Consider the following 12273-nt stretch of genomic DNA (forward strand, 5'->3'; position numbering starts at 1 on the left):
TAGCCTACGGTGTCGTAGGTTGAGTATCGTGGGGGCATGGAACGCCCCGTCGTGGCCCTGGACAACTACGAAGCCGTCTACGACTTCTACCTCGAGCACCGGCAGAGCCGGCCCGTCGCCCGGGCGGCCTACGCCCTGCTCGCCGCCCGGTACCGCCCCCGGGTGCGCTGCGACGACGGGGTCCGCGATCGCCTCCGCGAACTCATCCGGGCTCGCACGCCCCTCCTGATCGTCGCCAACCACCTCACCCACAGCGATCAGTACGTCCTCGCGGCGACGGCGTGGCGTTCCCCGCTGCGCCCGGTGATCGGCAGCACGCGGGTGCTGGCGAAGGACGAGCTGTTCGCCGACGAGTCGCAGCGCCGCAAGATCGACATGATGGGCGGGATCCCGGTCTTCCGGGCCAAGAACCACGGCCTGCGGGCGGTCTCCGATGCCGGGCGCCGGATGATGGACGTCTCCGCCGCGCGGCTGCATCACGGCGACAGCGTCGCGATCTTCCCCGAGGGCACCTGCAACGAGGGGGACCCGACCCGGTTGCAGCCGCTCGGGACCGGCATCGGGCACATCGTCCGCCGCTCGCGCGATCTGGGGGCGCGGCCCGCGCTGGTGTGCGTCGGCATCGGCTACGGGCCCGGCAAGGACCCGTCACGCCCGGCGAGCGTGTTCCTCACCGAGCCGATCACCGACCTCGACGGTAAGGTCCGCGACGTCACGCGCCTGGTGCAGGACGAGCTGCAGCGTGCGGTGGACGGCGCCGTCGCGCGGTACTGAACCGGTCGCGCCCCGGCCCGGCGCGTCAACTTTTCTTGACGTCCGCCCGCTTGTCAACGTAAATTGACGGTATGACCGAGGCCACCACACTCGCCGCCGCCGCCGGAAGCCCCGACCCCGCAGAGGGATTGCGGGCCGTGCGGGCCCTGCGACGGTTGCTCGAACGACTCGAGGCGATCCAGGTCGACAATGCCCGCCGGCAGGGCTGGTCGTGGCAGGCGATCGCCGATGCGCTCGAGGTGAGCAGGCAGGCCGTCCACCAGAAGTACAACCGGAAGCGTGGGTGATCCGCCGTGTTCGAACGATTCACCGCCGGCGCACGAGCCGCCGTCGTCACCGCGCAGGCGGAGGCCCGGGAGCTGAACGCTCCCCGCATCGAGCCGGCCCACCTGCTGCTCGGCCTCCTCGTCACCGCGGACGTGACGCTGCGGCACCTGCTCGCCGACGTCGGCCTCACGGCCGAGGCCGTGCGCAGCGAACTCGCCCGGGACACCGAGGTGCTCGGCGACGAGGACGCCGCCGCGCTCGGTGCCATCGGAATCGACCTCGATTCGGTCCGGGCCCGGCTCGAGGAGACCTTCGGGGAGGGCGTCCTCGACCGCGGACCCGGCCGGAACCGGCGGGGGCCGTTCGCCGGCCACCTTCCGTTCGATCCTGCCGCGAAGAAGTCCCTGCAGCTCGCCCTGCGGGAAGCCCTCGCGCGCCGCGACCGCGTCATCGGCTGCGAGCACCTCCTGCTCGGGATACTGCGCTCCGACGACGACCGCGCCTGCACGCTCGTCGAGTCCCACGTGTCCCGCAGGGCGCTCCGCGACCGCCTGCGCGACTACCCGGGTCGCGCCGCCTAACCGACCGGTTCCCGACCGCGCGCCGGGGCCGGAATATGCGACAGTGGCGGCATGATCAACTTCCTGGTCCGGCTGGTCCTCAACGCCGTCGCCATCTGGCTGGCGGCCCAGTGGGTCTCCGGCATCGACTTCACCGGCTCCGGCACCGGCGCCGCCAACGAGATCATCTCCCTGCTGGTGATCGCGCTCGTCTTCACTGTCGTCAACGCCTTCGTCAAGCCGCTCGTGCAGCTGCTGTCGCTGCCGCTGCTGATCCTGACGCTGGGGCTGTTCACCCTCGTCGTGAACGCCCTGATGCTCCTGCTCACCGCATGGCTGAGCGAGTTCACCGACTACGGCCTGACCGTCGAGGGCTTCTGGACCGCGTTCTGGGGCGCGCTGATCATCTCGATCGTCAACTGGGTGCTCGGCGTGCTGGTGCCCGACCGGGACTGAAGTTCCGGGCGCGGGACGCCTCAGGCCAGGAACAGGGCGGCTGCGGTCGCAACGGCCCACACCAGCATCGCCAGGCCCGAATCCCGCAGCGCGGGGATCAGGCTCAACCCCAGGCTGCCGGACCGCACGGGTGCGTGGGCGCGCACCGCGAACGGCAGCGCCAGCAGGCCCGCCAGCGCCCACGGCGTGCGCGCCACCAGTGCCAGCGACGCCGCGAACGGCACGGCCAGCAGCATCAGATGCAGCGTCCGGGTCCGCGGGTCGCCCAGCCGCACCGCGAGCGTGCGCTTGCCCGAGACGGTGTCGGTGGGGATGTCGCGCAGGTTGTTCGCCACCAGCACCGCGCTCGAGAACGAGCCCACCGCCACCGCACACGCCAGCCCGACCAAGTCGGCCCTGCCGGCCTGCACGAACTGCGTGCCCAGCACGGCGACGAGCCCGAAGAACACGAACACGGCGATCTCGCCGAACCCGCTGTAGCCGTAGGGGTTGCGGCCACCCGTGTAGTACCAGGCGCCTGCGATGCACACCGCGCCCACCAGGAGCAGCCACCACGCGCTCGTGATCGCCAGGGCGATCCCGGCCACCGCGCCCACTCCGAAACACGCGAACGCGGCCCGCTTGACCGACGCCGGCGACGCCGCCCCGGATCCCACCAGCCGCAGCGGCCCGACGCGGTCGTCGTCGGTCCCGCGGATGCCGTCGGAGTAGTCGTTGGCGAGGTTGACCCCGATGATCAGCGCCAGGGCGACCACCAACGCCAGGAGAGCCTTCCCCCACACCACGCCGTCGAGCGCGGCCGCCGCCCCCGTGCCGGCGACGACGGGCGCGATCGCGTTGGGAAGGGTGCGCGGACGGGCGCCTTCGAGCCATTGACCAGCGGTTGCCATGCGTCGATCCTGCCATCGAGCGAATGTGCCATGCCGTCGGCCCGAGGAGATGAGCGATACATTCGCTCGCCCGAACCCGGTCGGCCTACGAGAACCGGGCGACCAGTGCCCGCCGGTCCACCTTGCCGGGGCCGCGTAACGGCAGGGCCGGCACGACGTGCAGCGCCCGCGGCGCCGCCGTGACGTCCAGCGTCGCGCTGGTCCAGGCTCGCAGGTCGTCGAGGGTGGGGGAGGCGCCGACCTCCGGGACGACGACGGCCGCCACCCGTTGACCGAGCCGGGGGTCGGGCAGCCCGATCACGGCGCATTCGCGTACCGCGGGGTGCTCGAGCAGGACGGCCTCGACGACCTGCGGCACGACGGTGAGGCCGCCCGTGGAGATGGCCTCGTCCAGGCGCCCCAGGATGCGGAGGACGCCGTCGGCGAGCTCGCCCGCGTCGTCGGTGCGGAACCAGCCGGGTTCGGCGAACGCCGGATGATCGGGCAGACCGCGATAGCCGCGCGCGAGTGTGGCCCCGCCGAGCCACACCCGCGACTGCGCGTCGACCCGGACCGTGGTCCCGGCCAGTGGGACCCCGTCGTACACGCACCCGCCGCACGTCTCGCTCATCCCGTAGGTGCGGACGACGGTGATCCCGGCGTCCTGCGCACGGCGCAGGATCGGGGCGGGCGTGGCGGCCCCGCCCAGCAGGACCGCGTCCAGGTCGGCGAGGGCCGCGACGGCACCCGGGTGGTCCAGGGCCTTGATCAGCTGCGTGGGCACCAGCGACGTGTAGCGCCGCCCACCGGGCATGGCGGCGACCGCCGCCGGCAGCCGATCCGGATCGAAGCCGCCGGCGACGTCGATCACGACGGGCCCGGCTCCCGCGAGCAGGCCCCGCAGCAGCACCTGCATCCCGGCGATGTGGTGGGCCGGCAGCGCCAGCAGCCACGAGCCGGGTCCGCCGAGGCGCTCGTGGGTGGCGTCACCGCTGGCCCGCAGCGCCCCGGCGGTCAGCTGGGCGCCCTTCGGGGTGCCCGTGGTGCCCGAGGTGGCGACGACCAGGCCGATGCCGTCGTCGACGGGTTCGCCCGGGCGCAGCGCTTCGGTCAGTCTCCGGATTTCCCGGTCGTCGGCGACCGGCACGGGGAGCAGGGCCGGTCCGTCGCCGTCGAGCATGCGCCGTAGTGCGGGCAGCACCTCCCGCACGGCGTCGCCGGGGGGGACGGGCAGCACCTCGAGATTCATGTGGCGGGGCCGGTGAGCGGCCACCCTCCGGTCTCGAGGTGCCGGCGCACCCGATCGATGTCCTGTTCGAGCGGCATCTCGTTGGTGATCTTCGTGATCAGCACGGCGATGTCCGTCTTCGAGATGGGCAGGTCCCCGTCGTCGACGAGGGTGTGCGCCACCTGGTCGACCTCGTCCTCCGACAACCGCCGGCTGAGCAGCGCGAACAGGGGCACGTAGTCCTGTTCCGGCACGCCCTCCGGGTAGCCGGCCCGCAGCCACTCGATGATCGAGGTGAGGAACGGCGGAAGCGTCACGGGGGCACCTCCTCAGTCCGTCCCGTCGTCGCCGGTCACCACGGTCCCGTCCTCGGCGACCACCGGCCAGCCTCCCGCGGCGAGGCGCCCGGCGACCCGTTCGAGGTCCTCCTCCGCCGGTTCCTCGTTCAGCACCCCGGCGATGATCTGCTCGAGCGTGTCGTAGTCGACACAGCGCTCCGGGTGCTCGTGCGCCGTGGCGATCGACATCTCGCACACCTCGGCGATCTCCTCGTCCGTCAGGCGCCGCCGCAGCACGGCAAGCAGCGCGAAGTGATCCTTGGCCGGGATGCCTTCCGGATAACCGGCGCGCAGCCAGTCGAGGACCGAACGGAGCGAGTACTTGGGCAATGCGGTTCTTTCGTGGGTCGGACGGCGGGACAGCGGTGGCTCAGAAGACGTCGATGCCGAAGGTGCTCGACAGGAAGTCCGAAGCCAGCAACAGTATCCCCGCGACGATTGCGATCAGCACGACGGCGAAGCAGACGACGGCGCCGGCGATGCCGAGCGGGTTCGGCCGGGCCTGCTCTCCGGCGCGCCCCGCGACGAGCGACCGCATGCCGAGCGCGAAGACGGCCGGCAGGCCCGCTCCGAAGAAGAGGCCGACGAGGACGACCTGCCACAGCGAGCTCAGGGTGTTCGTCAACAGGTTCACGGGCGTCCCTCCGTGGGAGTGGTCGGTGCGGCCGGCACGTCCTCGGGGGCCGGCGCCGGGGTCGGGGCCGGGGCCGGGGCCGGAGCCGGAGCCGGAGCCGGAGCCAGCTTGCCGTCCCATTCCGCGGTGACGTTGGAGGCGTCGATCGGCTGCCGGCGTGACCGCAGGTACATCAGCAGCGACAGCGCGCACAGCACCGCGAACACCACGATCACGCCCGGCAGGCCGCCGATCAGGTGGGCCAGACCCCAGCACACCGCGCCGACGAGCGCCGCGGACGGCAGCGTGATCAGCCAGGCGACGGCCATGCGGCCGGCGACGCCCCAGCGCACGTTCGCGGAGCGGGTGCCGAGTCCGGACCCCAGGATCGAACCGGTCGCCACGTGGGTGGTCGACAGGGGCAGACCGAAGTGGCTCGAGGTGAGGATGATCGCGGCCGACGACGACTCCGCCGCCATGCCCTGCGGCGGTGCGATCTCGACCAGTCCCTTGCCGAGGGTGCGGATGATGCGCCAGCCACCGAGGTAGGTGCCCAGGGCGATCGCGACGGCGCAGGAGAGCTTCACCCAGAACGGCATCTCCGCGTCGGCGGTGAGGCTGCCGTGCGCGACGAGCGCCAGGAAGATCACGCCCATCGTCTTCTGCGCGTCGTTGGTGCCGTGCGCCAGCGACACCAGGGAGGCGGAACCGATCTGGCCGATGCGGAAGCCGTGACCGCGGGTCTCGTCGGGCACCGTGCGGGTGATGCGGTGCACCGACCAGGTGCCGACCGTGGCGACGAGTGCCGCCACCACCGGCGCCAGCAGCGCCGGGATGATCACCTTGCCGATCACTCCGTCCCACACCACGCCGTCGATCCCGAGGGAGGCGAGGGCGGCGCCGATGAGGCCGCCGAACAGTGCGTGCGACGAGCTCGACGGCAGGCCGAACAGCCACGTCGCCAGGTTCCACAGGATGCCGCCGACGAGACCGGCGAACACGATGAGCAGCAGTGCCTCGCCGCCGGTGCTGCCCAGGTTGACCACCCCCTTGGCGACCGTCGCGGCGACCTCGACGGACAGGAACGCGCCGACGAGGTTGAGCGAGGCGGAGAGGGCGACCGCCACCTTCGGTTTCAGGGCACCGGTGGCGATCGATGTCGCCATCGCGTTCCCGGTGTCGTGGAAGCCGTTGGTGAAGTCGAATGCGAGGGCAGTGACTACCACCACCAGGAGGACGACAAGCTCTGCGGTCACATCTGCCGATTGTGAGGTAGCCGGTGGGTAAAAGTACAGCGACGGCGAGGTGAACGCGGACACCCCGGCTCCTTCCGGTGGTGGCAGCCCGCGTGCGCCGGTTCCCCGCTGTGTGGAGTTTCACTCGGCGCGGAGCGTGTGACCGGCTTCACGGCAGGTCTCACTGAACGGGAATCTCTCGTCCCGCCCTTCCCGGCCCTGGCTAGCTTTCGCCGCAGTACACCGCCCCGGAGCTTCCGCCGGACGGAGCCCCGCGACGAAGGAGACACCCGACCTTGAACAAGCACACACTCGCCAGGACCGTGCTGGCGCTGACGGCGTCCGCGGCGCTGCTCTCGGCCTGTGCCGGCGAACGCGGCGCCGACCCGTCGGGCGGGGCCGGCGCGACCGGGACCGGGGCCGCCGCGGCCGATACCGTCGCGGTGGACAAATTCGGCACCCTGGACTCACCGTGCGGGGAGGGGGACGCCGCGGGCGCCACCGACCAGGGCGTGACCGACACCGAGATCCGCATCGGCTACGGCGACGACCGCGGCTACGCCAAGAGCCCGGGCCTGAACAAGGAGATGTCGGACGCCGTCTCCGCGATGATCGACTGGTGCAACGCCCAGGGCGGCATCAATGGGCGCACGATCGTCGGCACCGACTACGACGCAGCGATGACCCAGGCCAACTCCGTCATGCAGGACGCGTGCCGCTCCGAGTTCATGATGGTCGGTCACGGCTTCGCGATGGACCAGACCGCCGAGCAGACCCGCGTGGCCTGCAACCTCGCCGCGGTGCCCGGCTTCACGGTGTCGCCGGAGGCGGCCAACGGCCCCATGACCTATCAGGGGGTGCCGTTCCCGGTGGACTACGCCAACGGCTCGGCATGGTTCCAGATGGCGCAGCTGCGGCCGGACCTGAAGGACAAGTTCGACCTGGTCGGCAGCACGATGCCGACCATCATCACGTCGCTGACCAAGGTGCGCTCGATCGCCGAGGCCGCCGGGTTCGAGCTGAAGAACTGCGGCGTCACCATCAACTACGACGGCGAGGCCAGCTACGTCCCGTTCGCCGAGAAGTTCAAGGAGTGCGGCGTCGAGGGCCTGTGGACCTCCCGGTCGCCCGTGCCGAACGAGCTGAACTTCTTCAAGGCGCTCGACCAGGTGGGCATCGATCCCGTCCTGATGGGTGAGGCGACCTGGTACGGCCAGACCGTCGAGGAGGCGAACGCCGGCGGTCTGCTCGACAACCTGCACGCGGGCATGACCTTCCAGATGCTCGAGAACGCGGACAAGGTGCCGGCGGTGCAGCAGTACCTCGACCTCGTCGGGGAGAAGGGCGGCAAGACCGCGCTGCTCGGCATGCAGGCCACCTCGTCGTTCCTGCTGTGGGCGACCGCGGCGAAGGAGTGCGGCTCCGACCTGACCCGGCAGTGCATGATCGACGAGCTGTCGCAGATCCACGAGTGGGACGGCGGCGGACTGCACGCCGTGACCGACCCGGGTGCCAACATGCCGGCCAGCTGCGGTCTGACGGTCACGCTGACGGGCGAGACCTACACGCAGGCGTTCCCGCAGACCGCCGCCGAGTTCGAGTGCAACGACGCGTACCTCGTCAAGACCGCCCCGGAGACGTGGGGCACCGAACTCGGACCCGACCGGATCGCCACCAAGTTCATGAACCCGAACGTGATCAAGCCGCAGGACTGACCGGCCTGCACCGACCGGCGGGGCGGTGCCCGCACGGCACTGCCCCGCCTCCCCACGACCGGTTCTCTACCGACAGGGCTTCACCATGGACACATTCGTGACGTTCACGATCCTGGGCCTCGTGCTCGGGTCCGTGTACGCGATCGCGGCCTCCGGGCTCGTTCTGACCTACAACACCTCCGGAATCTTCAACTTCGCGCACGGCGCCCAGGCCATGCTCGGTGCGTTCCTCTACTGGCAGCTCACGGCCGGCTGGGGACTGCCCGTCCCGTTGGCCCTGCTCGTGGTGCTGTTCCTCGCGGGGCCGCTCATGGGCCTGGCGCTGTACGTCGTGATCATGCGGGGCCTGCGGGACACCGCCGAGGTCACCAAGATCGTCGTGACCGTCTCGGTCATGCTGGGGATGCTGTTCCTGTCCCAGTGGTTCTGGCATCCCGAGAAGCCCCGCTCGCTCGGCATGTTCTTCGGCGACGACGCCGGGATCAGCGTGCTCGGCGCGTTCGTCCGCGTCCACGAGATCCTGTGCGTGGTCGCGGCCATCGGGATCGCGGTCGGCCTGCGCATGCTCTTCCAGCGCACCCGGATGGGCGCCACCATGCGCGGCGTCGTCGACGACCCCGACCTGCTGCGGCTCAACGGCCACAACCCCGAACGGATCGCCGCGTTCTCGTGGGCGCTCGGCTCCACCCTCGCCGTCCTCGCCGGGGTGCTGATCACCCCGATCAGTGGCGGCAGCCTCGAGGCGAACATGCTCACCCTGCTCGTCATCGACGCGTTCGCGGCCGCGATGTTCGGCCGGCTCAGCTCGATCCCGCGCACGTTCGTCGGCGCCCTCGTGCTCGGCCTCGCCGGCGCCTACCTGATCGGCTACGCACCCTCGTCCTGGGCCTGGACGTCGAACCTGCGGGTCTCGCTGCCGATGGTGGCGCTGTTCGTGGTGCTGATCGTCCTGCCCCAGGACCGGCTGCGCGGCGCGGCGATGCGTACCCGCGAGCGCTACCACGTGCCGAGCGTGCGCAAGGCCGTCGTGTGGGCGGTTGCGCTCGTCGCCGTCGTCTCTCTCGTCCGCCTGCTCATGGTGGAATCCGCGATCACCACGTTCACGCTGGGCATGACCTTCGCGATCGTCGCGCTGTCGCTGACCCTGCTCACCGGATACGCGGGCGAGATGAACCTCGCACCCCTGTCGTTCGGGGCCATCGCCACGATCGTCGTGTTCCACTTCGGGATCACCGGCACCGGTCTCGACCAGCGTCTGACCGTGTGGGGGGTGCTGCTGGCCGTGGCCGTCACCGCGCTCGTCGGCGGGCTCGTCGCGCTTCCGGCCCTGCGGCTGCGCGGTCTCTACCTCGCGCTCGCCACCATGGCGTTCGGCGTCTTCGTTTCCAACATGGTGCTGCGCGACACCACCGAGCACGAACTGTTCGGCGTGAAGTTCTCGATCTTCACCGGGGGCTCACTCGTGATCCCGCCGCTGCGGATCGGGCCGCTGGACCTGCAGGACGAGACGACGTTCCTCATGACCGCGACGGTCCTGTTCGCGCTGCTCGGTGTCGGCGTCGTCGCCCTGCGCAACGGCGGCTACGGACGTCGCCTGGCGGCGATGAAGGACAGCCCCGCCGCGTCGGCCATGCTCGGGCAGAACCTGGTGACCCTGAAGCTGAGCGTCTTCATGCTCTCGGCCGCCATCGCCGGTCTCGGCGGCGTCCTCATGTCCAGTGCCACCGGCGCGGTCGCGGGCGAGAACTTCAGCATCATCGTGGGCCTCACCCTGCTCATGCTCACCGTGGTGGCCGGCATCGGCTACGTCAGCGGGGCCTTGTTCGGCGGCCTCATGGCCGGCGTCGGGTTCGCGGTCATCATGGTCTCGTTCAACAACCTCGCGAAGACGCAGCCCGAGCTCGAGGGCCTGTACCTGCTGCTCGGCAACATCGCCGCGGTCAGCCCCGCGCTCATCGGCATCGGGGTGGGTCACAACCCGTCGGGCAGCGTGCACCAGATGGTGGAGGGCTACCGCCGTCTGCTGTCCGCCCGGCCGGTCCTCTACGGCGGCGGCGCCGTGATCGCGGTGCTCTACGTCCTGGCGCTGACGGGCGTCCTGGGCAACTGGTGGTTCGCGGCGCTGACCATCACGATCGTGTTCCTGCTCCCGGTGATCGGCGAATGGCTGATGCCCGGCGCGGTCCTGGACCCCGAGGAGCTGGCCCGCCGGCGAACCACCCCGCCGGAACTCGTCGGCCTCGACGAGCCGTACACCGCCGAGGGCCGCTACCGCCTCGACCGCGAACTGGGGCTGCCCGCGGCACGGCCCACCCATCCGGCGGCCGAACCGCCCGCGACCGTCGCGAAGGAGCTGAGCGCGCATGTCTGACACCCTGCTCGAGACCCGGGGCGTCACCGTCCGGTTCGGTGGTCACACCGCCGTCGACGACGTGAGCATCGCCGTCACCGCAGGCGCCGTGACCGGCCTGATCGGGCCCAACGGCGCCGGCAAGACCACCCTGTTCAACACCGTCACCGGGCTGCAGAAACCGACCTCCGGGCAGGTGTTCCTCGACGGTGTCGACGTCACCCGCGCGGCGCCCTACAAGCGTGCCCGGCGCGGGCTGGCCCGCACCTTCCAGCGGCTCGAGCTGTTCCTGTCGCTGTCGGTGCGCGACAACCTGCGGGTCGCGGGCGACATGCACCGCACCGCGACCCGCGCCCGCCACGACATCGACGCCGAGACCGACCGGCTGCTCGAGCTGACCGGGCTCACGGACGTCGCCGACCGGGACGTCTCCGACATCCCCACCGGCCGCGCCCGCGTCGTCGAGGTCGCGCGGGCGCTGATGACCCGGCCGCGCGTGCTGTTGCTCGACGAACCCGCGTCCGGGCAGACGGAGCGGGAGACCGACGATTTCGCGGACCTGCTGTGCCGGCTCGCGGGCGACGGTCTCGGGATCTGCCTCGTCGAGCACGACCTGCCGCTCGTGATGCGGGTGTGCTCGCGCATCCACGTCCTCGACTACGGCGCCCTCATCGCCTCGGGCAGCCCCGAGCAGATCCGCAACGACCCAGCGGTGATCGCCGCGTACATCGGAACCGAGGAGGTCGCATGAACGCACCGGTCACCGATCTCGTCGACGTCCCCGGCGACGAACCGGCCCCGCTGCTCGAACTGGTCGACGTGCGGGCGAGCTACGGACCCATCGAGGTGCTGCACGGGGTGAACCTGGCGCTGCAGCCGGGCTCGGTGGTCGCCCTGCTCGGGCCCAACGGCGGCGGCAAGACCACGACGCTGCGGGTGTGCTCGGGCGTGCTGCCCGTCGAGCACGGCGAGCTGCGCGTTGCCGGCCGCGTCGTCAACGGTGTCGACGCCGCGGCGCTCGCCCGGCTCGGCGTCTGCACCATTCCGGAGGGGCGGGGCATCTTCCCCAACCTCACCGTCCGGGAGAACCTGTGGGTCGCCACCGGAACCGGCGTGTCGCTGAAGGATCTCGAGGCCGTCGCCTACGAGCGCTTCCCGATCCTCGGGAAGCGACGGGGCCAGCTCGCGGGCTCGATGTCGGGCGGCGAGCAGCAGATGCTCGCCCTGTCCCGGGCCCTCGGCACCGACCCCACGGTGCTTTTGCTCGACGAACTGTCCATGGGGCTCGCCCCCCGGATCGTCACCGAGATGTACGACATCGTCGGCCGGCTCGTCGACGACGGGCTGTCGATCCTCGTCGCCGAGCAGTTCGCGCGGGCGGTGCTGCCCATCGCGACGTCGGCCGCGCTGATGCTGCAGGGCCGCGTCGTGCGGGTCGGGGATCCCGCAGACATCGAACACGAACTTTCGACCAGCTACCTAGGAGGATGACCATGACCGCACTCACCGAGGAGCGGCGCGCCAAGTTCCGGCAGGACGCGGCAGACCTGAAGCTCGACACCGGAGCGGCGAAGGGCGACGGTCCCGCGCGCATCGGCGGGCTCGTGCTGATGATCGGCGGTGCCGTCGCGGCGTTCGTCGTCTACTTCGCCTCGCTCACCCAGGCGGACCTGCGCAACATCGCGTCGTACCAGATCCTCGCCACGGCGCTGCTGATCGTCGCGATCCTCGGCGCCGCGCTGTTTCTGGCGGGCGCGATCGCGCGGGTGCTGCGGCTGTGGCTGCTGCGCCAGCTCTACGAGTCGCAGGCACACACCGAGCAGATCGCGGCCGCGCTGACGGGCCGCTGACGCGGCCGGTGCGTCCTT

At 71.0% G+C, this 12273-nt stretch carries 15 protein-coding genes; 9 read left to right on the forward strand and 6 right to left on the reverse strand.

The window, feature by feature from the left end; genetic code table 11:
• Positions 1 to 36: 36 nt before the first annotated feature.
• The 4 genes from OCS65_RS09555 to OCS65_RS09570 all read left to right on the forward strand — a co-directional run bounded on the left by OCS65_RS09555 (position 37) and on the right by OCS65_RS09570 (position 2057).
• Positions 37 to 774, forward strand: coding sequence for a lysophospholipid acyltransferase family protein (locus OCS65_RS09555; RefSeq protein WP_231772624.1), 738 nt, complete (start codon positions 37 to 39; stop codon positions 772 to 774).
• A gap of 71 nt (positions 775 to 845) precedes the next feature.
• Positions 846 to 1061: a hypothetical protein gene (locus OCS65_RS09560; protein ID WP_003937583.1), complete on the forward strand. Its 216-nt coding sequence runs from the start codon at positions 846 to 848 to the stop codon at positions 1059 to 1061.
• A gap of 6 nt (positions 1062 to 1067) precedes the next feature.
• Positions 1068 to 1622: a Clp protease N-terminal domain-containing protein gene (locus OCS65_RS09565; RefSeq protein ID WP_050035610.1), complete on the forward strand. Its 555-nt coding sequence runs from the start codon at positions 1068 to 1070 to the stop codon at positions 1620 to 1622.
• Between the two features lie 51 nt (positions 1623 to 1673).
• Positions 1674 to 2057: a phage holin family protein gene (locus OCS65_RS09570; RefSeq protein WP_006935897.1), complete on the forward strand. Its 384-nt coding sequence runs from the start codon at positions 1674 to 1676 to the stop codon at positions 2055 to 2057.
• Between the two features lie 20 nt (positions 2058 to 2077).
• Here OCS65_RS09570 and OCS65_RS09575 read toward each other — a convergent pair whose 3' ends face one another.
• The 6 genes from OCS65_RS09575 to OCS65_RS09600 all read right to left on the reverse strand — a co-directional run bounded on the left by OCS65_RS09575 (position 2078) and on the right by OCS65_RS09600 (position 6361).
• Positions 2078 to 2947, reverse strand: a complete 870-nt coding sequence (locus OCS65_RS09575) for a 1,4-dihydroxy-2-naphthoate polyprenyltransferase (protein WP_231772625.1) — start codon at positions 2945 to 2947, stop codon at positions 2078 to 2080.
• An 85-nt stretch (positions 2948 to 3032) separates the two neighbouring features.
• On the reverse strand, positions 3033 to 4175 hold the full coding sequence (gene menE, locus OCS65_RS09580) for an o-succinylbenzoate--CoA ligase (RefSeq protein WP_065923416.1): 1143 nt from the start codon (positions 4173 to 4175) through the stop codon (positions 3033 to 3035).
• On the reverse strand, positions 4172 to 4471 hold the full coding sequence (locus tag OCS65_RS09585; protein ID WP_006935891.1) for a DUF3349 domain-containing protein: 300 nt from the start codon (positions 4469 to 4471) through the stop codon (positions 4172 to 4174). Before OCS65_RS09585 ends, menE begins: the two co-directional genes overlap by 4 nt.
• A 12-nt stretch (positions 4472 to 4483) precedes the next feature.
• Positions 4484 to 4822 (reverse strand): DUF3349 domain-containing protein, encoded by a 339-nt coding sequence (locus OCS65_RS09590; RefSeq protein WP_006935887.1) that lies wholly within the window; start codon positions 4820 to 4822, stop codon positions 4484 to 4486.
• A gap of 40 nt (positions 4823 to 4862) precedes the next feature.
• Positions 4863 to 5126 carry a hypothetical protein gene (locus OCS65_RS09595; protein ID WP_006935886.1) on the reverse strand — a complete coding sequence of 88 codons (264 nt, stop codon included), beginning with the start codon at positions 5124 to 5126 and terminating at the stop codon, positions 4863 to 4865.
• Positions 5123 to 6361, reverse strand: coding sequence for an inorganic phosphate transporter (locus OCS65_RS09600; RefSeq protein WP_168579898.1), 1239 nt, complete (start codon positions 6359 to 6361; stop codon positions 5123 to 5125). Before OCS65_RS09600 ends, OCS65_RS09595 begins: the two co-directional genes overlap by 4 nt.
• 275 nt (positions 6362 to 6636) lie before the next feature.
• Between OCS65_RS09600 and OCS65_RS09605 the strand changes: the two genes are divergently transcribed.
• The 5 genes from OCS65_RS09605 to OCS65_RS09625 all read left to right on the forward strand — a co-directional run bounded on the left by OCS65_RS09605 (position 6637) and on the right by OCS65_RS09625 (position 12255).
• On the forward strand, positions 6637 to 8055 hold the full coding sequence (locus tag OCS65_RS09605) for an ABC transporter substrate-binding protein (RefSeq protein ID WP_006935884.1): 1419 nt from the start codon (positions 6637 to 6639) through the stop codon (positions 8053 to 8055).
• 85 nt (positions 8056 to 8140) lie between these two features.
• Positions 8141 to 10426 (forward strand): branched-chain amino acid ABC transporter permease, encoded by a 2286-nt coding sequence (locus tag OCS65_RS09610; protein WP_043803222.1) that lies wholly within the window; start codon positions 8141 to 8143, stop codon positions 10424 to 10426.
• Positions 10419 to 11156: an ABC transporter ATP-binding protein gene (locus tag OCS65_RS09615; protein WP_006935881.1), complete on the forward strand. Its 738-nt coding sequence runs from the start codon at positions 10419 to 10421 to the stop codon at positions 11154 to 11156. Before OCS65_RS09610 ends, OCS65_RS09615 begins: the two co-directional genes overlap by 8 nt.
• Positions 11153 to 11896 (forward strand): ABC transporter ATP-binding protein, encoded by a 744-nt coding sequence (locus tag OCS65_RS09620; RefSeq protein ID WP_006935879.1) that lies wholly within the window; start codon positions 11153 to 11155, stop codon positions 11894 to 11896. The genes OCS65_RS09615 and OCS65_RS09620 overlap by 4 nt, the downstream gene beginning before the upstream one ends.
• 2 nt (positions 11897 to 11898) lie before the next feature.
• The gene (locus OCS65_RS09625; protein WP_006935878.1) at positions 11899 to 12255 is read left to right on the forward strand and encodes a hypothetical protein; all 357 of its coding nucleotides are present in this window, start codon (positions 11899 to 11901) and stop codon (positions 12253 to 12255) included.
• Positions 12256 to 12273 lie beyond the last annotated feature (18 nt).

Origin of the sequence: Rhodococcus aetherivorans, from assembly GCF_025722975.1 — a bacterium.
Taxonomy (GTDB): Bacteria; Actinomycetota; Actinomycetes; order Mycobacteriales; family Mycobacteriaceae; genus Rhodococcus; species Rhodococcus aetherivorans.